Source organism: Paenarthrobacter sp. NPDC090522, from assembly GCF_044769225.1.
GTDB lineage: Bacteria > Actinomycetota > Actinomycetes > Actinomycetales > Micrococcaceae > Arthrobacter.
The window spans coordinates 131,686-152,107 of sequence record NZ_JBIVXL010000003.1 but is presented as its reverse complement, the minus strand read 5'-3'; the positions used below and the strand labels follow the sequence as shown (position 1 = coordinate 152,107).

General features: G+C 63.7%; 21 protein-coding genes and 1 tRNA gene. 12 read left to right on the top strand and 10 right to left on the bottom strand.

Features of this window, described 5'->3' with window-relative positions; translation table 11 throughout:
* Window positions 1-76: 76 nt before the first annotated feature.
* From ACIQT2_RS04665 to ACIQT2_RS04645, 5 genes are all read right to left on the bottom strand, one after another.
* Window positions 77-484 (bottom strand): hypothetical protein, encoded by a 408-nt coding sequence (locus tag ACIQT2_RS04665; RefSeq protein ID WP_387433762.1) that lies wholly within the window; start codon window positions 482-484, stop codon window positions 77-79.
* Between the two features lie 49 nt (window positions 485-533).
* The gene (locus tag ACIQT2_RS04660; protein WP_402944022.1) at window positions 534-1,832 is read right to left on the bottom strand and encodes an alpha/beta hydrolase; all 1,299 of its coding nucleotides are present in this window, start codon (window positions 1,830-1,832) and stop codon (window positions 534-536) included.
* 7 nt (window positions 1,833-1,839) lie between these two features.
* Window positions 1,840-4,338 carry a bifunctional lysylphosphatidylglycerol flippase/synthetase MprF gene (locus ACIQT2_RS04655; protein WP_402944020.1) on the bottom strand — a complete coding sequence of 833 codons (2,499 nt, stop codon included), beginning with the start codon at window positions 4,336-4,338 and terminating at the stop codon, window positions 1,840-1,842.
* Between the two features lie 84 nt (window positions 4,339-4,422).
* On the bottom strand, window positions 4,423-4,602 hold the full coding sequence (locus ACIQT2_RS04650; protein WP_397323899.1) for a glycine zipper domain-containing protein: 180 nt from the start codon (window positions 4,600-4,602) through the stop codon (window positions 4,423-4,425).
* A gap of 75 nt (window positions 4,603-4,677) precedes the next feature.
* Window positions 4,678-5,907 (bottom strand): multidrug effflux MFS transporter, encoded by a 1,230-nt coding sequence (locus ACIQT2_RS04645; RefSeq protein WP_400331280.1) that lies wholly within the window; start codon window positions 5,905-5,907, stop codon window positions 4,678-4,680.
* Between the two features lie 173 nt (window positions 5,908-6,080).
* On the opposite strand from ACIQT2_RS04645, the gene ACIQT2_RS04640 reads away from it, so the two are divergent.
* The 6 genes from ACIQT2_RS04640 (at window position 6,081) to ACIQT2_RS04615 (ending at window position 11,334) form a co-directional block, all read left to right on the top strand.
* The gene (locus tag ACIQT2_RS04640; RefSeq protein ID WP_402944017.1) at window positions 6,081-6,929 is read left to right on the top strand and encodes a phage holin family protein; all 849 of its coding nucleotides are present in this window, start codon (window positions 6,081-6,083) and stop codon (window positions 6,927-6,929) included.
* 47 nt (window positions 6,930-6,976) lie between these two features.
* Entirely contained in the window at window positions 6,977-7,600 is a 624-nt protein-coding gene (locus tag ACIQT2_RS04635) for a CDP-alcohol phosphatidyltransferase family protein (RefSeq protein ID WP_402944369.1), read from the top strand.
* Window positions 7,600-8,502, top strand: a complete 903-nt coding sequence (locus tag ACIQT2_RS04630; protein ID WP_400331284.1) for a DMT family transporter — start codon at window positions 7,600-7,602, stop codon at window positions 8,500-8,502. The genes ACIQT2_RS04635 and ACIQT2_RS04630 overlap by 1 nt, the downstream gene beginning before the upstream one ends.
* A gap of 109 nt (window positions 8,503-8,611) precedes the next feature.
* Window positions 8,612-9,808 (top strand): glycosyltransferase, encoded by a 1,197-nt coding sequence (locus ACIQT2_RS04625; RefSeq protein ID WP_402944013.1) that lies wholly within the window; start codon window positions 8,612-8,614, stop codon window positions 9,806-9,808.
* A gap of 84 nt (window positions 9,809-9,892) precedes the next feature.
* Window positions 9,893-9,966, top strand: a tRNA-Ile gene (locus tag ACIQT2_RS04620).
* A gap of 177 nt (window positions 9,967-10,143) precedes the next feature.
* Window positions 10,144-11,334, top strand: a complete 1,191-nt coding sequence (locus ACIQT2_RS04615; RefSeq protein ID WP_400331290.1) for an acyl-CoA dehydrogenase family protein — start codon at window positions 10,144-10,146, stop codon at window positions 11,332-11,334.
* Window positions 11,335-11,339: 5 nt separating this feature from the next.
* Here ACIQT2_RS04615 and ACIQT2_RS04610 read toward each other — a convergent pair whose 3' ends face one another.
* On the bottom strand, window positions 11,340-11,861 hold the full coding sequence (locus ACIQT2_RS04610; RefSeq protein ID WP_402944010.1) for a M23 family metallopeptidase: 522 nt from the start codon (window positions 11,859-11,861) through the stop codon (window positions 11,340-11,342).
* A 401-nt stretch (window positions 11,862-12,262) separates the two neighbouring features.
* Here ACIQT2_RS04610 and rpsB point away from each other — a divergent pair, with 401 nt between their 5' ends.
* From rpsB to ACIQT2_RS04580, 6 genes are all read left to right on the top strand, one after another.
* Window positions 12,263-13,117, top strand: coding sequence for a 30S ribosomal protein S2 (gene rpsB / locus ACIQT2_RS04605; protein ID WP_400331295.1), 855 nt, complete (start codon window positions 12,263-12,265; stop codon window positions 13,115-13,117).
* A gap of 121 nt (window positions 13,118-13,238) precedes the next feature.
* Window positions 13,239-14,075: a translation elongation factor Ts gene (tsf, locus tag ACIQT2_RS04600; protein ID WP_400271383.1), complete on the top strand. Its 837-nt coding sequence runs from the start codon at window positions 13,239-13,241 to the stop codon at window positions 14,073-14,075.
* Between the two features lie 122 nt (window positions 14,076-14,197).
* Window positions 14,198-14,935 carry a UMP kinase gene (pyrH, locus tag ACIQT2_RS04595; RefSeq protein ID WP_397323912.1) on the top strand — a complete coding sequence of 246 codons (738 nt, stop codon included), beginning with the start codon at window positions 14,198-14,200 and terminating at the stop codon, window positions 14,933-14,935.
* Window positions 14,936-15,037: 102 nt separating this feature from the next.
* Window positions 15,038-15,595, top strand: a complete 558-nt coding sequence (frr, locus tag ACIQT2_RS04590) for a ribosome recycling factor (protein WP_397323913.1) — start codon at window positions 15,038-15,040, stop codon at window positions 15,593-15,595.
* Complete coding sequence (locus tag ACIQT2_RS04585; protein ID WP_400331299.1) at window positions 15,595-16,530, top strand: phosphatidate cytidylyltransferase; 936 nt, start codon at window positions 15,595-15,597, stop codon at window positions 16,528-16,530. Before frr ends, ACIQT2_RS04585 begins: the two co-directional genes overlap by 1 nt.
* A 21-nt stretch (window positions 16,531-16,551) precedes the next feature.
* Window positions 16,552-17,136, top strand: coding sequence for a DivIVA domain-containing protein (locus tag ACIQT2_RS04580; RefSeq protein ID WP_400331302.1), 585 nt, complete (start codon window positions 16,552-16,554; stop codon window positions 17,134-17,136).
* Here ACIQT2_RS04580 and ACIQT2_RS04575 read toward each other — a convergent pair.
* Genes ACIQT2_RS04575 through ACIQT2_RS04560 form a run of 4 tightly spaced genes read right to left on the bottom strand, consistent with a single transcriptional unit; the run spans window position 17,133 to window position 20,409 of the window.
* Complete coding sequence (locus ACIQT2_RS04575) at window positions 17,133-17,828, bottom strand: hypothetical protein (RefSeq protein ID WP_402944006.1); 696 nt, start codon at window positions 17,826-17,828, stop codon at window positions 17,133-17,135. The genes ACIQT2_RS04580 and ACIQT2_RS04575 overlap by 4 nt on opposite strands.
* A gap of 45 nt (window positions 17,829-17,873) precedes the next feature.
* Entirely contained in the window at window positions 17,874-19,343 is a 1,470-nt protein-coding gene (locus ACIQT2_RS04570; RefSeq protein ID WP_402944003.1) for a cation acetate symporter, read from the bottom strand.
* Window positions 19,340-19,693: a hypothetical protein gene (locus ACIQT2_RS04565; protein ID WP_402944000.1), complete on the bottom strand. Its 354-nt coding sequence runs from the start codon at window positions 19,691-19,693 to the stop codon at window positions 19,340-19,342. The genes ACIQT2_RS04570 and ACIQT2_RS04565 overlap by 4 nt, the downstream gene beginning before the upstream one ends.
* A complete protein-coding gene (locus tag ACIQT2_RS04560) occupies window positions 19,690-20,409 on the bottom strand; it encodes a LytR/AlgR family response regulator transcription factor (RefSeq protein ID WP_402943998.1) in 720 nt (239 codons plus the stop codon). Before ACIQT2_RS04560 ends, ACIQT2_RS04565 begins: the two co-directional genes overlap by 4 nt.
* Window positions 20,410-20,422 lie beyond the last annotated feature (13 nt).

Sequence of the window (20,422 nt, the reverse complement as noted above, 5' to 3'; positions counted from 1 at the left end):
TTACTGGTTCAAGTCCAGTCGGAGGAGCGCACGGACCCCGTACCGGCTACACGCCGGTGCGGGGTTCATTTTTTGCCTAGACGAAGTCCATTTCCACCTGGAGGAAGCGCGAGGCCTCGGCCACCGCCGCAAGGAAAGCCTCCTGCTCTGTTGGCGGAGTCCTTGGCTCCCGTGGGTGCCACTCATGGGGCGCAGAGTAGACGCGCGTGAAGCCTCCGCCCGGTGGCGCATAGAAAATACCAAACCGCTGGACCGGCCATTCCGGTGATGTCTCGGGAGCCACCAGCAGCGCAGCATCGGCCTCGGGATTGAACCACTGGGCGATGGGGCGGCGGCGATCGTCGGTGAACAGGCCGGCGGCGTAGAGGGCCGCTGATTGGGGACTTGTCACGGAGCACAGCCGGTCCCACCACAGCGGCAGGATGCGCTCATCCCGACGCTGCCATGGTGCCGGTAGCGGCTGCAGCTCTTGCCAATGTGGCACACCTCAACTTTATCGTCCGGGCACCCGCCACAACAGGGGCGGACTTCGCCTAGCGGGACAATCCCAGGCGCGGGTAGAGGACCTCGAAGCCCTTGACCAGCCCGGCATTCAAGGCGATGCCAACGTGTCCGCCGTTGGGCACCTCGTAGTACGTCACCGTCATCCCGGAGGCCTTCGCCGCGGCAGAGACGGCCTTGGCAGCGGCAACGTATACAACGTCGTCCGAGCCGGCCGTGAAAACCGCAGTGGTGTCCGGGAACTGCTTGCCCTTCATGATGTTGATGGGTTTTTGGGCGTCGTAGGCGGCCTGGTCGCCGTGGAAGATCTCCGCAAGGTTGCCGGCCGGGTCCTCGGCGCCGGGAAATTCTTCACCTGAGATGTCCACCACGTTGCCCCACATTTTTGGATACTTCACCGCGAAGGAAATGGCGCATTGCCCGCCGTTGGAGTAACCGGCAATGGTCCAGTGGTCCCGGTCCGGAAGAATGTTCAGGTTTTCCTTGGCCCAGTTCACCACGTCCACGTTGATGTATTTCTCCACGTTGCCGTAGGTGGCAGTGTCGAGGCAGAGGGTGTCGTCCTGGTCCGGGCCGATCTGGTCGGCCACGATCACGATCGGTGCGAGCCCGTTGTTCTTCGCAGCGAAATCATCCAACGCCGCCGCCACGTACTGCGGGTCCGGCAGCCCCGGTTGGCCCATCATGAGCACATAGAGCGGTAGCTTGGGCGGATTCTCCGTCAGGGCCGCAGGAGGCAGGTAGATTCCGGCAGGGCGGGCGTTGAACCCGGATGCCGTAGCCGGAATGACCTGGGTTCCCACCTTGCCCTGGGAAGGCATGTTGGCCGGCGGCTTCCAACTCTGCCAGAGCGGGCCCGTGGGGATGGGGTCGTCGGGGTTGGGTTTGGACAGTTGGATGGGATCCTCGGTAGGAATGCCCAGTGCCGAACCGAGCGTGTTGTTCAGCCCGAACTCGGTATTGATGCCCAGGGCTGTGACCAGCAGGAAGACGGGAATGGAGATGGCTGCTGCAACCTTCCGCCACCGGGGACTGTGGCGGAAAGTGACAATAGCCAGCCCCAGGGCCGCGAAACCCGTGATGACCCAGAACCACACCCTGGGAGTGAGGCCCACGTGGAACACGTCCATGACGTCCTCCACGAGCCACACCGTCAACCAGCCCACCAGGGCGGCCACGGAGATGCCCAGCACCGCCGTCATGGCCCAGCGCGAGGAGGGCCGGAGGAAGAGCAGCAGGAACGTGCCCACGCCAACCACCACGGCGATGGTCATGACCACGGGGCCGGTGATCTCGATTTTCAGGATGTCGTTCATTGCGGCCGCGTCCATCCCTTGCTCATGCGGCCGCCTCCCGGGCTACCATCTGGCGGAGCAATCCGGCGCTTTGGGCAGGGGACAGGCCGGGGAGGTAGGCGGAGCCTACAGCCAATCCGATGGCCGGAAGGGACAGGGGATCCCGGTAGTACATGTACAGGGTGCGGTGCTCAGGCTGGAACCGCGATTTGAAGGCCGCGAGGGACTTGAAGCCGTACATCGGTTCCAGGGCATTGCCGAGCAGCGCCAAGACGCGGTCCAGTGCACTGTGGTCGCCATCGTCCGGTGCGGAGCCCGTGTTGGAAAGGGGCGATCCGGACAAGGAAATCTGCGGGACATCTTCCTTGAAGTGGGTCACGGCCGATGCGATCAGGAACTCCATGACGCCCTTGAATCCCGTGGTACGGCGCCGCATGAAGTCCAGGGTCCAGCCGGTCACCACGCCATCGCTGAAGACCGGCAACCAGCTGGTGACGCCGTGCACCAGGCCGTCGTCGTCCAAGGCCACGCAGCAGAGCACCTCGGGATCTTTCAGCTCATCGAGGCCACCCAGGGTGAAGCCCATCTCCGGGAGGGCCTTGTCAGCGACCCACTCTTCGGAGATCTCCGCCAGTTGCGCGCGGATGCCGGGAGGCATGAGGTGGTAGTGGTGCCAGTGGTCTTTGATGGAGAGCTTCTCCGCCCGGTTCAAGGCTGTCCGGACGTTCTGCCACTCTTTGCCCTTGAACGTCATGGTCTGTACGTTCAGCAGCGTCTCTTCAGCCACCTCCAGCTTGCGGAAGTCCCGGGGCATGAGCGCTGCGTCCAGCTCATCGGTGGCCGAATAGAAGCAGGGCGTGAGGCCCTGGGCTGCACAATGGGCCAGGAACCCGGTGGCCGCGCCGGAGTGGTGTTCCTTGGCCCCGAAGGGGCCCGCGACCGTGAGGGCCACGCCGTTGTGGACCTGGTAGGCAAGGCCTGCTTTGCGGTCGGGCGTGAACCAGTACTGGTTGTTGTCCCAGAGCGCCATCCACGAAAGCGAGCTGCCGCCGTCGTGAATGAGTTCGCGGGCATGCCCCAGGTCCGCGGCCGGATCCGTAGCGAGCGTCCTGAACCGCTGGAAGTTGTTCAGCACTAAGAGCAAAATACACAGCCAGATGATGTCCCCTCCAAGGCCGTACAGGACGGTGCTGAAAAGCCCCTGGGGGAGCTCGGTAACAAACGGGACCGGGAAAGGGACCAGGATGTGCGTCAACTGGCCCAGCAGGTCCCAGGGGGTGGAACGGTCCGGGTTGCCTTCAAGGAACCAGGCGGCCGCGTAGAGGATCACCGCTGCGCCGGTCATGGCCAAGGTGGTCCTGCCCAGGACCCGGTAGCCCGCGTCGCTTGATTCGACGCGGAACTTGTGGCGGTTGCCGAGCAGGAGGAAAGCGATGATGAGCGGTGCCAGGATGGCCGGCACAGCGTACAGGAGCAGGAATCCCACGTCATCGCTGCCCAGCGTCACTTCCGGGTCGGTGGCGTATTGGACGATGGTGAACGTCGTCACGGCGGCCAGGTACAGCTGGATGGCCAGCGTGAGCCTGTAGGCCAACCGGCGTCCCCTTCGGAGCCCTTCCGCACACACCAGGAGCAGCAACACGGGGATCACGGTGAGGATGGTGGCCCCGAAGCTCTGGACGCCCACCACGCTTTGCAGGGTCACGCAGCTCTTGTCGTTGTCGCAGGCTTCCTGGACTTCGTCCATGGTGGGACTGGCCTGCAACATCACCTGGGACACGACGGAGAGCGGCCCCACGTCCAACGTTCCCGTCACTTGGGTCAGCAGCGGCCCCAACGCGAAGACGCCAACCACGGTACCTACCAGGAACCGGGTTTCGCGGAGGCTCGAGGAATGGAAGGAGCCTGCCTTGCGCCGCAGGACGAGGGACTGGATGCCCCAACCTGCCAGGATGCCGATCACGGCACCAGCCAAGGCCTGAAGCGTTTGGGCCACGCCAACAAACAAGGCGAACATCAGCGTGGCGGCAAGCAACCACGTCCTGAGGCGCCGCCGCCAAAGTGCCTCAAGTGCCGCCGTCGAGCATCCCAGGGCCGCCGCCGCTCCACCGTAGGCACCCACGACGTATTCGCCGCCCAGGAAGCTGAGCCACTGGTCGCTGTTGTCCGTACCGAACTCCACCAGGACAACCACCACCAAGGCGCTGAGCGCGGTTCCTGCCACGAAAGCGGCCAGCGCCAACCATGGTCCCATGGTGCGTTCGGCGATTCCCACGCCAACCAGGATCATCACAGTGCAGGCCAAGTAGTCCAGCAGGGATGACGCGAAGAATCCTGAGGTGAAAACGGACCACCACGGTCCAGGTTCCACGGCCAGGCCCAGGCCCACCTGCTCCAGGAGTGGCTCGCTTGGCCCGGCCAGCACGCTTCCCGTTGCTGCCCCGATGATCCACAGGACCGCGATGAGTCCCAGCGTCAGCGGCAACCTTCGCAAGGCAGCCGCGCCACGTACCGTTCCCCTCAAGCCCACAGCCGCACTCATGTGATGTCCCCTTCACAGGTGTTGCACGGGTATCCCCGGCTGGCCACCATTCTGCCTTGCCGGCGCCCGGATGGGGAGGTGTGGCTACTGCCGGTTCCAGGGGCCGGGGTTGACCCGGTACAGCAGGGCGGCCCCGATGACCGCGCCAAGGATCGCGCCGAAGAGCGCGCTTCCGGCCATGCGGCCAAGCAGGGCTCCGACGACGGCGCCAAGCACGGCTCCGAGGAACAGTCCCCGGCCGTTGCGGTGCGGTTTTTTCGTCATGGTCCCAGCCTACGGGGCGGTGGTGACAGGCATGGCCAGGTCGTCGGTCCTGTCAGGAGATGGAGGGCTGCAGTGTCAATGGATTGACGGCACGGTACGCGGCCGGACCACCAGCCACAGCGCGGCGATCGCTCCGGCAATGCACACTGCCTGGACCGCACCCATGGGGACGGCCGAGCTCACGCCAAGCCAGCCCACCACCGGCGGAACGATGCCTGCCATGGTGAATTGCGAGGCGCCCAGCAGGGATGCTGCGGTTCCGGCGCGGGCGCCGTGGTTTGCCAGCGACAACACCTGGACGCAAGGGAACATGAAGCCCGTGGCACAGATGTAGAACCACAACGGAATGAGGATGCCCCACAGGCCAACGTGCAGGAGGTCCAGGACGATGATGAGGACGGCCATCAGCAGGAGGAAGACAGTGGCGCCGGCGACGATCCACTGCGGCGCAACCCGCTTGATCAGCCGGGAGCTGATCTGTACACCGGCAACGATGCCCAGTGAGTTGACTCCGAAGAGGATGCCGTATTCCTGCGGGGAGAAATCGTAGATGTCCTGGAACAGGAACGTCGATGCCGAGAGGTAGGCAAACAAGCCGCCGAAGTTCAGGCTTCCCACCATGAGCATGCCCACGAAGACTCGATCAGTCAGGACAGTTTTGTACCGCTGTCCCACCGTGGCATCGGACTTCCCCCGCTGGTCCGCGGGGAGGGTTTCCTTGATGAAGAAGATGGAGGCAAGGATTACCAGCGTGCCGTAGCAGGCAAGGAAGTAGAAGATGCCGGGCCAGGGGAATACCAGCAGAAGCTGTGAGCCGATGATCGGTGCCAGGATCGGGGCAAGGCCGTTGACCAGTGACATCCGTGAGAACATCCGGACCATCGCATAGCCGTGGAACAAGTCGCGCACCATGGCCATCGCCACCACGCCGCCGCCCGCAGCCCCGATGCCCATGAGCACGCGGAACAGCGAAAGCAGCCCAATGTCGGTGGACAAGGCGGCACCGAGAGAGGATCCGATGTGCACAGCCGTGGCCAGGATCAACGGCAGGCGTCGGCCGAACTTATCGCTGAACGGTCCAACTACCAGCTGGCCCAGGCCGAAACCGACCGTCGTGCCCGTCAGTGTGAGCTGGATCGCCGCCGCCGACACGCCAAAACTGTCCTCAAGTGCCGGGAATGCCGGGAGGTAGAGGTCCACCGTAAACGGGCCCAGCGCTGTGAGCGCGCCCAGAAGAAGTATGTAGACAAGTTTTTCGCGTCGGCTCAGGGAATCGCCCGGGGCTATGGGGTTCGTCACGATCATCTATCCTATGGCCGAAACATCAGATTTTTTAGCCCTGCAGGGGCGCGCCGCGCACTGGCACGCGGAAGGTGAGCAGGAACCTGAATGATAGTTTTGAGGTCAGGTGCCCGTGGCCTGCTTTTCAGCCGCGTTTGCCCATCACGAAGCCCAGAGGAAGCAGTTAGGCGGAACCCATGAGTGGACGTCACACCAGCCGGACAGGTAGAGGTCCGGCCATCCGAACTTTGCCGAAAACCCTCAAGCTTGTTGCGCGGTTGGCTCCACGGCAACTCAACGACGAGATTGCGCTGGCCAAAGTCGAGCTCAAGCGCAAGGCGACGCAGGTTGGTATCGCCGGTGCCTTCTTCGGCGTCGCACTGGTATTCCTGGCACTTTTGGTCATCGCCCTGGTGGTGGCCGCCATCCTCGGCCTGGCAACCATCATGCCCGGCTGGTTGGCCGCTTTGATCGTTTCCGCTGTTTTCCTGTTGATCGTGGCACTCGGTGCCTTGATCGGGGTCGCCAAGTTCAAGAAGGCCATGCCGTTGGTTCCCGAGGACACCATCCGCGGCATCAAGCATGATCTTGGCATCGCCAAGGAAGGTTCGGCCTTCGACGAATCCATCCTTGATCCCAACTCGCCTGCAGCCAAGGCGGCAAAGGCCGCGAAACAGGCTGCGGCTGAAAAGGCCAAGGCAGAGAAAGCAGCCAAGGAAGCTGCCAAGGAAGCCGACGCGGTCAAGGCACCCACGGAGGCCGAACTGCGCCGCCGGCTGGACAAGCGCCGTGAGCACCTCACGGGTGTCCGCGATGAACTTGGTGAGCAGTTGGACGTCAAGAAGCAGGGCCAGGCCCTTGTGGACAGCGCCAACCAAAAGCTTCAGGAAGGACGGGAGTTCGCCGCCGCCAGGTTCGCCGGCGTCAGCGAATCCGTCCCCGAGGACCTTGCCGGGCGCCTCAAGGCCCGTTGGAAGGACCTGGCCGCCTTCGGGGCAGCCGCAGCCGTTTTTGTGTTCGCGTTGCGCAAGTTGCTGAAGAAATAGCACTCTGACGCACCGCACACACTGAAAACGAGGGGAAGGGGGACATGATGAGGCTGATCGGTGCTGGATCACGCCCTGACCGTCCCCAAGTGGATCATGACCTCATTTTCACGGTTCCCAATGTCCTGACCGTTTTGCGTTTCATGGGCGTCCCGCTCTTCGTCTGGTTGGTCCTTGCCCAGAAAGAGTACGGTTTCGCCGTCCTGGTCCTGGTGGTCATGGGCAGCACGGACTGGGTTGACGGCTACATCGCCCGGCGCTTCGACCAGACGTCCAAACTTGGCAGGATCCTGGATCCCATGGCGGACCGTGCGGCCCTCATCGCGGTGGCGGTCACCCTGGCGATTGCCGGCGTCGTGCAGTGGTGGTACCTGGCCGCGCTGGTAGTTCCGGACGCAGTCCTGGCCATAGCTTCACTGATCTACTTCCGGAACCACCCGGACCTGCCCGTCAGCGTGGTCGGCAAGATCCGCACGGCCCTGCTGCTGTTGGGGACCCCGTTGCTGGTGCTGTCCAAGCTGCCGTTGCCTTTCACGGACGTGTACTTCGTTGCCGCCTGGACGTTCCTCAGCCTCGGACTGATAGGCCACTGGATCGCTGCCTACAACTACTTCTGGGCCATCCTGCGGAAAGGCAAGGAACTGCAGAACGACGACGGCGGACGCGGCTGATGGTGTGGCTTGCGGTTTTCCTTGCGGTGCTTGGCGCATTCTTCCTCGCCGTCGGCGCCCAGCGCCAAGGCAGCGCGGTCAAGGCCGATACCGGAGGCCTGGCGCTGAGCTCCAACGGCTTCCTCCGACTGCTTCGCAATCCGCGCTGGATGTTCGGGCTCCTGCTGTTGTGCCTGGGCATGGCCTCGAACGCGATCGCCCTGGTTTCTGCACCGTTGACGGTGGTCCAGCCGATCGGCGCCATCGCCTTGGTCATCACCACGGTGGTCAACGCCAAGGACCAAGGGCTCAGCATCAACCGAGCCACCGTGGTAGCTATCAGCGCGTGCGTCACGGGCTCGGCCTTGTTTGTGTTGCTGGCTGTGTTTGTGACGCAGGAAAACCACCACGTCAGCGGCGACGATGAACTGACGATCGTCTTACTGTTGGCCCTGGCGGTTGGGGTCTTCGGTACACTCGCTGTCCTCTTCAAACACCGTATGAGTGCCTTCGTCTACATTCTCGGCGCGGGCGTTTTGTTCGGTTTCGTCGCCGTCCTGACCCGCATCATCGGCAAGCATTTGCTGGATCCCAACGGACTGTTCCTGCTCAACGTCCAGTGGTACACCCTGATTGCCATCGCCGCGGCCGGTGGCCTGGGCTCGTGGTTCGTGCAGAGCGCCTACTCCAGCGGTCCACCGGACCTGGTCATCGCCGGACTGACCGTGATCGACCCCATGGTGGGCATCGCGATCGGCATCGTCATCCTGGGTGAGCTTCGTCCCGATGTCCACGCCGTCATGGCAATCGCCATGGCTGCGGCGGCTGTCCTTGCTATCGTGGGGGTTATTGCCCTGAGCCGCCACCACCCGGAAGTCACCAAGCGCAAGAAGGACGCGAAGGGACCCCACCGGAAGGCCTAGGGGAGTGCAGTACCTTGCGCCACCGCCTCGGCGGACCCGCAAACCGGCGACACCGCAGCATTGCCACCACTCATGCTGTCCGCACCGTGACCATCAGGAGTTCTCCATCGTGACCATTCCCGACACCAACAAACCCCTTACCATCCTGATCGCGGCGGACACCTACCCGCCGCACGTCAACGGCGCCGCACAGTTCGGCTACCGCCTGGCCAAGGGAATGACGGCGCGCGGTCACAACGTGCACGTGCTGGCCTGCCGGCAGGACAAGGGCAAGAGCTTCACGGAATTCCGTGACGAGGCCACCGTCCACCGTCTCCGTTCGCACAGTGTCCCCACGCACGAGTACTTCCGGATCTGCTTTCCGTGGGAGATCAAGAAGGAAATCAGCCTTCTCTTCGACAAGGTCCAGCCGGACGTGGTGCACATCCAGAGCCACTACATGATCGGCGAGCACGTCCTGTACGAGGCCGTGAAGCGTGGCATCCGGATCGTAGCCACCAACCACTTCATGCCGGAGAACCTCAACCCGTTCCTTCCCTTCCCGCAGTGGTTCAAGAACATCGTCGGCCGGATCTCCTGGAAGGACATGGGCAAGGTCATGGGCCAGGCCCAGGTGGTCACCACGCCCACGCCCTTGGCGGCGAAGGCCATGCACCAGCACGCCTTCCTCCGCAAGGTCCTGCCGCTTTCCAACGGCATCGACTCCGCGGCCTACGAACTCCAACCTGGGGAAACCATTGAGCGGCACGCCAGCCCCACCGTTCTCTTCGCCGGACGGCTCGCCGAAGAGAAACACGTGGACGTGTTGATCGACGCCATTGCAAAGACTCCGCGCGAACTCAACGTCCACCTGGAGATCGTGGGCGGCGGCGAAGTCCGTCCTGCCCTCGAAGCCCAGGTCGCAAGGCTTGGACTGGGTGAGCGGGTGAAGTTCCTGGGCCTCGCGAGCGACGAAGACCTGCGCGAGGCCTACATCAAGGCCGACATCTTCTGCATGCCCGGCACGGCTGAACTGCAATCCCTCGTAACGCTCGAGGCAATGTCCGCCTCCACGCCTGTGCTCCTGGCCGATGCCATGGCCCTGCCGCACCTGGTCCGTGACGGCGAGAACGGGTACTTGTTCACGCCGAACGACAGCACTGAGTTGGCCGCCAAGATCACCAAGCTCGTGGAACTGCCGGAGGACCAGTTGCAGGCCATGGGTAAAGTCAGCCGCGAAATGGTTGAGCCACACAGCATCAACGGCACCTTGCAGACGTTCGAGGACCTGTACCGCGGGGCCACGTACGAGGACAAGGTGGTGTGACCAAAGCACTCCTTCACAGCTATTAGAATTGCTGGAGTGCTTTGCCCGGAACAGTTGCTTTGCGGCGGTTTCCCGGGCATCCACGGGGCTATAGCTCAGCTGGTTAGAGCGCGGGACTCATAATCCTAAGGTCCTCGGTTCAAGTCCGAGTAGCCCTACCTCACGGGAGCCGTGGTTGACGTAAGACGTCGGCCGCGGCTCCTTTGCTGTCCGGGGTCTTCTGCGTTGCGGGGGAGTGGACCGATGAGGTATGTTACTGGTCAGTAACATATACTCATCGGTAACTTCTACTGCCCTGCTGTGGTCATCGCGGACCACTCCCTGAAGGAGAGAACATGCCCAACCCCGCCTTCGATCCCTCCACCCTTCCGTATGCCGACGGCGACTTCTATGCGTTCGAGCAACTGCTGACCGGCAAGGAGCAGGACCGTCTGGCAGAAGTCCGCGAATTCCTTGCACGGGAGGTGAAGCCCGTGGCGGTGGACTGCTGGAACCGCGCAGAATTCCCCATGGAACTGATCCCCAAACTTGCCGAGCTCGACCTCGTGAGCCCCGTCCGCAGGCAAGGCTATTCAAACCTCTTCGCCGGCATCCTCCATGCGGAAGTCACGAGGGCAGATGCGTCGATCGCTACCTTCATGGGCGTCCACGATGGCCTGTTCACGGGCTCCATAGAAGCCCTGGCTTCCGAGGAGCAGAAGGCTGCCTGGCTGCCGGACATTTATGCGCTGAAGAAGATTGGCGCATTCGGCCTGACCGAGCCGCTCGGCGGATCCGATGTGGCCGGTGGTACGCGGACCACCGCCCGGCGCGAGGGTGACACCTGGGTACTCAACGGCGCCAAGCGCTGGATCGGTAACGCCACCTTCTCTGATTGGGTGGTCATCTACGCCAAGGATGTGGAGGACAACCAGGTCAAGGCCTTCCTGGTGGACACATCCCTTCCGGGTTTCTCCGCCAGCAAGATCGAGAACAAGATTTCGCTGCGCACCGTCCAGAATGCCGACATCACGCTGGACAATGTAGTGGTCCCGGAGTTCTTCAAGCTTGCCCATGCCAACAGCTTCCGCGACACCAACAAGGTCCTCAAGGTCACGCGCCTGGCCGTTGCGTGGCAAGCTGTGGGGCTGCAGCTTGCGGCGTTCGACATTGCCCGCAGCTACGCCGTGGAGCGCCAGCAGTTCGGCCGTCCCTTGGCAGCCTTCCAATTGATCCAGGACCAGCTGGTCCAGATCCTGGGCAACGCGGTGGCATCCATGGGCATGATGGTGCGGTTGGCCCAGCTGGAAGACGCCGGTGTGGCCCGGGATGAACAGTCCGCGCTGGCAAAGGCCTTTACCACTGCCCGCATGCGCGAAAGCGTCGCGTTGGGCAGGAGCATCCTTGGTGGCAACGGCATTGTCACGGACTACGGCATGGCCAAGGTGTTCGCAGACGCGGAGGCCATCTACTCGTATGAAGGCACGCACGAGATCAACACCCTGGTGACCGGCCGGGCCATCACGGGAGTCTCGGCCATCGTCTGAGGAATTCAGTCCAGTGGCAGGAGGATGGAAGGCCGGAGGTCCTGAACCAATCCCAGGGGGTTGATGTACTCCTCGCCGCGGCGGACACCCCAGTGCAGGCATGTGCCGGGGCAATGGCCTGATCCTGGCGCGGCGGCCACGGTGCCGACGGCATCGCCCTTGGCTACATGGTCCCCGGGCTTCAGTTCGCTGGTCACCGGTTCGAAGCTGCTGCGGAGCCCGCCGCCGTGGTCAATGGTGAGGACGGGCCGGTCCACCACCACTCCCGCGAACGTGACGGTGCCATCCGCCGGCGAGGTGACCTCCAGTGCGGTGGTGACCAAACCGGCGTCGTGCTTTGCTCCCAGGTCCACACCCCGGTGGCCACTCAGCCATGGCTTGTCCGGCGGGTCAAACGTCCGCCGGACGGATGGTTTGGGGGCGAGCGGCCACGCCCACTGTTGCTGTGCCGGAGCCGGGATCGGAGCATCGATGGGGCCGGCCAGCAGGGCGGCAAGGACCAGTGGAATGAGCTTGGTGATGGCCATTCCCCAAGGCTTCCGCACACCGGGGCGTGGAGCCATCTGAGCGGCGCCCTATGTGGACAAGCGGCCTCGATGGCCGGTCAAAAGAGTGGGTCCGCTGTAGTACACTAAGTGGAGCAGTTTGCTGTGCCCTCAAGCTTGTTCAGGAGCATGTCTCATTCAGATGTGCGGGGGACTCAGGCTGACTACGCGTATCCAGCCCTCCACCAGCGAAGCCTTGTGGCTTCAGGCTGCGGAGGATTGTGCCTCCTGCGGTCCGGCCATGAACCATGCCGGATGGGAAGTGCAATGGATACCAGGAGCCGTGCCCGTCCGGGCAGCGGCTGAACAACCGTCAACTATTGGCAGGGTAAGAGCAGCCCTATGGGCTCTCTCATGAATGACCTGCCGGAAGGAGCGTCGGCATGCCCGTCGTAACCATGCGCCAGCTGCTTGACAGCGGCGTCCACTTTGGACACCAGACCCGTCGTTGGAACCCGAAGATGAAGCGCTTCATCTTCACGGAGCGCAACGGCATCTACATCATTGACCTCCAGCAGTCGCTGTCCTACATCGACCGCGCCTACGAGTTCGTCAAGGCTACTGTCGCCCACGGCGGCACCGTCCTGTTCGTTGGCACCAAGAAGCAGGCTCAGGAAGCAATTGCCGAGCAGGCTACCCGCGTTGGCCAGCCGTACGTCAACCAGCGTTGGTTGGGCGGTATGCTCACCAACTTCCAGACCGTCGCCAAGCGTATCCAGCGCATGAAGGAACTCGAAGAGATCAACTTCGAGGACGTCGCCGGCTCCGGTTACACCAAGAAGGAGCTCCTGCTCCTCAAGCGCGAACTCACCAAGCTTGAGTCCAACCTCGGTGGTATCCGCAACCTGACCAAGGCTCCTTCCGTTCTGTGGGTTGTTGACACCAAGAAGGAACACCTGGCTGTCGACGAAGCCAAGAAGCTGAACATCCCGGTTGTTGCCATCCTGGACACCAACTGCGATCCGGACGAGGTCGACTTCCCGATCCCGGGCAACGACGACGCCATCCGCTCCGTCAACCTGCTCACCCGCGTTGTTGCCGACGCCGTTGCCGAGGGCCTCATCGCCCGCAACCAGCGCGCTACCGGCACCACCGAAGCTCCGGAAGAGCCGCTGGCGGAGTGGGAGCGCGAGCTCCTCGAAGGCAGCAAGGCAGAAGCAGCGGCCGCTGAAGCAGCCGAAGCTCCTGAAGCAGCCGAGGCTCCTGAGGCTGCAGCCGGCGAAGCCGAAGCCAAGTAAATCTGGACCTTCCCTGAGGCGGGCCACCGCATCGGGGGCAACTGACAGGATGGCGGCCCACGGGGTGGGTTGCCGTCCTGTCAGTACGTAAACACAAAAATTTCTACACAGAGGGGTTCACATGGCGAACTACACTGCTGCTGACATCAAGGCCCTGCGTGAGCGCACCGGCGCCGGCATGATGGACGTCAAGAAGGCTCTTGACGAGGCCAACGGTGACGCCGAGAAGGCCATCGAAATCATCCGCATCAAGGGCCTCAAGGGCGCTACCAAGCGTGAAGGCCGCTCCACCGCGGAGGGCCTGGTTGCTGCCAAGGTCACCGGCGGCGTGGGCGTAATGATCGAGGTCAACTGCGAGACCGACTTCGTCGCCAAGGCTGACAAGTTCATCCAGTTGGCTGACAAGGTCCTCAACGTAGCAGTCGAGTCCGGCGCTGCCGACCTCGAAACCCTGCTCGCCACCGAGGTCGACGGCAAGAAGCTTGCCGACGTCGTTATCGAAGAGGGCGCAGTCCTCGGCGAAAAGGTTGTTGTCCGCCGTATCTCCCGCATCGAGGGCACCACGGTTGACGCTTACCTGCACAAGACCTCCAAGGACCTCCCGGCACAGGTCGGCGTTCTGTTTGCTGTTGACGGTGAAGGCGAAGCCGCTGCCACCGCCGCACACGACGTCGCTGTCCACGTTGCAGCCATGGCTCCGAACTACCTCACCCGCGAGGACGTTCCGGCCGAGCTCGTCGAGTCCGAGCGCCGCATCGCCGAAGAGACCGCCAAGGCCGAAGGCAAGCCGGAAGCAGCCCTCACCAAGATCGTCGAAGGCCGCGTGACCGGCTTCTACAAGGGTGAAGTACTCCTGGACCAGGCATTCGCCAAGGACTCCAAGAAGACCGTCGCACAGGTCCTCGAAGAGGCCGGCGTCAAGGCAACCGCAGTAACCCGTTTCCGCGTCGGAAACTAGCAAGTCATGAAAAGGGGTGGTCACTTCGGTGGCCGCCCCTTTTTCATGCACCCGTCCGGGTAAGTACCTGTACGGACCCACAGCACTGTAATCTAGCCAAAGTCCACCAACGGGAAGGCACCATGGAAACCGACAACACTGCAATCCAGCCCGAGAAGACCCGCCGCCGTGTGCTTCTGAAGCTTTCCGGCGAGGTCATCGGCGGAGGCAAGCTCGGCGTCGATCCCGAAACCGTACGTGCCATTGCCAAGCAGATCGCCGCCGCCGTTTCCGACGTCGAAGTAGCAATCGTGGTGGGCGGAGGCAACTTCTTCCGTGGCGCTGAACTCTCGCAGAGCGGGATGGACCGTTCCCGTGCCGACTACATGGGCATGCTCGGTACGGTCATGAACTGCCTTGCCCTTCAGGACTTCCTGGAGCAGGCCGGCGTCGAGACCCGCGTCCAAAGCGCCATCACCATGGGCCAGGTGGCAGAGGCCTACATTCCCCGCCGTGCCATCCGCCACATGGAAAAGGGCCGCGTGGTCATCTTCGGTGCCGGCGCAGGCCTGCCGTACTTCTCCACGGACACCGTTGCCGCGCAGCGTGCCCTCGAGGTACACGCCGACGTGGTCCTGATGGCCAAGAGCGGTGTGGATGGCGTCTACACCGCAGACCCGAAGAAGGACCCGGCCGCCGAGAAGCTCGACGTCCTCAGCTATGACGACGCCCTGCGCCGCGACATCCGCGTGATGGACCAGACTGCCATGACCATGTGCAAGGACAACAAGCTCTCCATGGTGGTGTTCGGTATGGAAGGCGAGGGCAACGTTACCCGCGCCATCCGCGGAGAAACGCTGGGAACGCTGGTTACTCCGTAGCAGCGGCTAGGATATTTCCAGGACCATCCGCCCTTGGTGGCGGAACTTTACTGTGCATGGCCGCCCGAAGCCGGGCAGCGACTATTTGAGGAGAGAGACCCCGTGATCGAAGAAACCTTGCTCGAAGCCGGCGAAAAGATGGACAAGGCGGTTGAGGTAGCCAAGGAGGATTTCGCCTCGATCCGTACGGGCCGGGCCAACCCCGGGCTCTACAACAAGGTGATCGTGGAATACTACGGCACGCCCACTCCGCTGCAGCAGCTGGCTTCCTTCGCGGTGCCGGATGCCCGCACCATCCTGATCACCCCTTACGACAAGTCCGCCCTGCGCGATATTGAGAAAGCCCTGAGCGATTCCGAGGTTGGGGCCAACCCGTCCAACGACGGCAACGTCATCCGCGTGACCATCCCGGAGCTCACCCAGGAGCGCCGCAAGGAGTACGTGAAGATCGTCAAGGGCAAGGGTGAAGACGCCAAGGTCTCCGTCCGCAGCATCCGTCGCAAGGCCAAGGACTCCCTGGACAAGCTCGTCAAGGACGGCGAAGCCGGCGAGGACGAGGGCGCACGTGCCGAGAAGGAACTGGACGCCCTCACCAAGCAGCACGTCGACAGCATCGACGAGCTGCTCAAGCGCAAGGAAGCCGAGCTGCTCGAGGTCTGATGAACCAGGCAGAGCCGGCGCCCGCTGAGCGGGCCCCGACACGCGAAACCCGCAAGGACGCCAGGCGTCCGCGCGGGAACCCCACGCCGAAGGCGGGCCGCAACCTGCCGGCCGCCATCGGCGTCGGACTTGCCATGCTCATCGCCGTCCTGGGGGGACTGCTGTTCCTGCCCCTCGGCTTTGTCCTCCTGGTGACGGCATTCGCGGTGATGGGTGTGTGGGAGGTTTTCCGGGCACTTGAAGCCCAAGGTACCCGCATGCCCGTGGTTCCGGTGATGGCAGGTACCCTCGCGTTGCCTGTTTCGGCGTTCTTTGGTGGTCTCGAAGGCCTGCTTTTCACCATGGTGGCGAGCTGCGTGGCCGTGCTCCTGTGGCGGTCCATCGAAAGCGCCGCCGGTGCGCCGCGCAGTGTCTTCGCGGGAGTCTTCACTCTTGCGTGGGTGCCGTTCCTGATCAGCTTCGCGGCTTTGCCCCTGCATTCAAGCGGCGGCGCCACACCGGTGGGATTCTGGCCCGAGGGCATTCCCGGCGGGGCCTGGCAGATCGCCACCATGCTGTTGCTCGTCGTAGCCAATGACACCTTCGGTTACATCGTGGGAGCGTCGTTCGGGAAGCACCCCATGGCGCCAAAGATCAGCCCTAAGAAATCCTGGGAGGGCTTCGCCGGTTCTGTTGGTGGTGCCATGGTGATTGGCGTGCTGGCGTGCCTCTTCATCCTGGACAAGCCATGGTGGGTTGGTTTGGTGCTGGCCATCGGTATGGTTGCCGCTGCCACGGCCGGCGACCTCGCGGAGTCCATGGTCAAGCGCGAACTCGGCGTCAAGGATATGAGCAGCATCCTCCCGGGACACGGCGGCGTGATGGACCGCCTGGATTCGATCGTGTTCGCCGCCCCCGTGGCCTATGTTCTGTTCGCGCTGCTCAGCGGCGTCTGACAACCCAACGAAGGATAATTGATGGCTTTGGATATTCGACGCCAGATTCCCGCAACGTTCGACCGCGTGGAGCGGAGCAAGTACGGCTACAACGCCAAGCAGGTGGACGCCTTCCTGAACCGCGCCCGCAATTCGTTCGAGAATCCTGTTGGAGCTGCGGAGCCCGTGGCCAGCAGCGATGTACGCGATGTAGCCTTCGATCCCGTCAAGGGCGGCTATGACGCCCACAGTGTTGATGCCGCTTTGGACCGTCTTGAAGATGCCTTTGCGCGCAGGGAACGCGATGACCTGATCAACCAACAGGGCGAGGAAGCCTGGCTGCGCCAGATCGGCAAGCTCTCCGGGGTGCTCCGGGGCCGCCTGCACCGGCCGGACGGTGAACGCTTCCGGCGGCCGGCCCGCAAGAAGGTCCGCAGCTACAACGTCCAGGACGTCGACGCCCTGTGCGTGCAGCTCATCGGGTATTTGGAAAACGACCAAGCGCTCAGCGTGGATACCGTCCGCCGTGCCGTGTTCCGCGCAGCCAAGGGCGATGCCGGCTACGAGGAAGCCCAGGTGGATGCTTTCCTGGACCGCGTGGTCGAGCTGATGGCCGCCATCGACTAATCCCGGCGACCTGGCGCGATCGGCGGGTTGTTCTGCCACACCTCGTCGTACCGACGCTTTCCACGCAACAGTGACGTGGCAAAGAACGCCAGGGCCGCAACAATGGCTGTTCCAACAGCCAAGGGCATGGCCACCCCGGCAATCAGCAGTGCAGACCCCACCAGCAGTCCGATGAGGGCGGCATTGACCGTGCCCATGAACACCATGCTGCTTCCGGCAACCTGCGTGAAGTCCCTGCGCGCCCCCAGGAAGTAATACGAGCGCCGGGCGCCTGCTTCGTCGTCGGTGTAGGCGGCCATCAGGTACGGAGCGATGCCGGGTTCCAGGTCCACATAGGCCGCCCGAAGCCTGTTCATGGCGATGACATACATCAGGTCTTCCATGCCGACGCTCATGACGCGGACATGGGTGAGCAGTCCCACCAGCACATCGATGCTGAGGATGGTCAGCGCGAAGGCCCGGAAGGCGTCCGAGAACTGGGTGGCGTTACCCACCAAGGCAACACTGAGCAGGCTCGCCGAGGTGAAGGTGAGGAACATGCTGATGCGGGTGAGGACTTCGCCCTGGGTGGTGCTTCGGGAAGCCAGCAGGCTCCAGTGTTCCGTGGCCAGCAGTTGGGCCCTGATACTGGGCGAGGACGGCGGCTGGGCGGCGGGCGGTTCGGTTTCGGCCGGTCCCGGCTGTTGGGACATGGCCACATTCTCCACCTTGTGCGGTCCGCGGACAACGGGTGCCGGTCAGGGGCGTTCCGTGGCCACGGGCCGTTCGGGGACGTGGAGCCGGGTCATCACGCGGTTCACTGATGACGGGATTCTGCCCTTGGTGGCCAAGGAGACTCCGATGGTTGCAGCGAAGGCGGCCGGGACGGTCCACGCGGCAGGTTGGGCCAGCCAGGCTGGAGCTGCTGCCGCACCCAGTGCAGTGCCAGCCACCATGGCTCCGCCACACAGCAGCCCACCGGTCACCATGCCGGCTATGGCTCCGGTATCGGTGAGTCCGCGCCACCAGATCCCCAGGAGCAGGACGGGGCAGATGGTTGAGGCAGTAAACGCGAACACCAGGCCTACGCTTCCGGCCAGTGCCAAGGTGTCCGTCATGAGGGCAAAACCCAAGGGAACGACGGCGGCCAGCAGCGCTGCGAGGCGGAAACCGCGGACGCTGCCTCCAAAAAGGTCCTGGCTGATGACCCCGGACAGCGACACAACCAGTCCGGAGGTGGTGGACAGGAAGGCGGCGAAAGCCCCTGCCACCACCAAGGCGGACAAGAGATCGCCCGCGGGACCACCCACCAGCCTTCCGGGAAGCAGGAGCACCAGGGCGTCCGACTGCCCGGCCCGGGCAAGGTCCGGGGCAAATACGCGGCCCACGGCCCCGGCCAGCGTGGGGAAGAGATAGAAAACAGAGAGCAGTCCAAGCACGATCAGGGTGGTGCGCCGGGCGGACTGCCCATCCGGATTGGTGTAGAAGCGCACCAGGACATGGGGGAGACCCAGGGTGCCGAACAGCAGGGCCACCGTCAACGAAATGTTCTGGTATCCGCTTGCGGCAGCCTGGCCGGTTGGATTGGCGGGCAACGACGCCTCCGGCGGGGTGCCGTTGCCCGCGAGCACCAGCAGGACGAAAACCACGGGAACCGCCAGGGCAGTCAGCTTCAACCAGTATTGGAACGCCTGGACGAACGTGATGGACCGCATGCCGCCTGCCACGACCGTGAGGCACACCACCAGCACCACCGCCGTCGAACCTACCCACGACGGCAGTCCGGTGGTGATGCGGATGGCGAGGGCGGCGCCGTGCAGTTGCGGAACGATGTACAGCCAGCCGACGGCCACCACCACCAGGCTGGTGACCCGGCGGACGGCTTTCGAATCGAGGCGCGCCTCGGTGAAGTCGGGGATGGTGTAGGCGCCCGAGCGCCGCAGGGGAGCGGCGACAAAGAGCAGGAGCATCAGATAGCCGGCGGTGTAGCCCACGGGAAACCAGAGGGCATCCGTCCCGGACAGCAGGATGAGGCCGGCCACCCCCAGGAAGCTCGCGGCGGACAAGTACTCGCCACCGATGGCCGAAGCGTTCCACCACGGCCGCACAGTGCGGGAGGCAACATAGAAGTCTCCCGTAGTGCGGGAGACGCGCAGCCCATAGAAGCCGATGGCCGCCGTCGCGAGCGAAACGGCGACGAAGGCGGTCAAGCCAACCACCGGATTCACTTGTCCTCCACGAGGTCGCGGTACCGGGCTTCGTTCCGTGCGGCCGCCCGGGTAAACAGCCAGGCACTGAGGCCGATCACCGGGTAGATGCCTGCCCCCAGCAGGAGCCAATCGAGGGGGATCCCGAACACCCGGGTCTCCGCCACTCCGGGTCCAAAAAGTAGCAAGGTGGCAAAGGCGGCCAGGATCAGCAGGAAGCCGCAGCCCACCACCAAGGCCAGGCGCAGCTGTGAACGGACCAACGATCGGATGAAGACCTGACCGGCATCGGAGTCCTCTCCGGCATCCAGGGGCTTTCCGGGGGCCGTCCTGGCCGCCTGCCGTGGCGCCGTGACCCGAACGCGCGTCATCCTTGCGGCCGGGGGCGCGTGGCCTGCAGCTTGTCACGGACGGCGGGCAGGTGCCGCCTGCTGATGGGCAGCTCGGCGCCCGCCACTGTGACACTGGGACCGGTCGCCGAGAGCTTCAGGTGTCCCACGTGGTTGAGGGCGATCAGGTAACTGCGGTGGATGCGGATGAAGCCGGCCTCGGCCCACTGCTGTTCGAGGTCGCTGAGTGGCACGCGGATCAGGTAACTCGCCTCGGCCGTGTGGAGCCGGGCGTAATCACCTTGGGCCTGGACGTAGCTGACGTCGTCCCGGCGGATCATCCGGGTGGTGCTGCCGAGGTCCACCGTGATCATCTCAGGGTCGGGGGCGCCATCCTTGATGAGCTCGCTGATCCGGTCCACGGAACGGGCCAGGCGCTCCGCCCGAAGAGGCTTGAGCAGGTAGTCGATCGCAGCGAGGTCGAAAGCCTCCAGGGCACAGTCTTCGTCTGCGGTGACAAAAACGACGGCGGGCGGGTTGCTGCTGCGGGAAATGGCGCGGGCGATATCCAGGCCTGACAAAGCGGGCATATGGATGTCGAGGAACACAGCGTCAACGGACTCGTTCTCAAGGGTACGGAGGGCCTCGGCACCGGACGATGCCCGGTGGATGGCGCCAATCCGGCCGTCACGCCCCAGCAGGAAGGCCAACTCCTCCACGGCGGGCAGTTCGTCATCAGCGACGAGCACGTTGATCATGCTTAAAGACTAG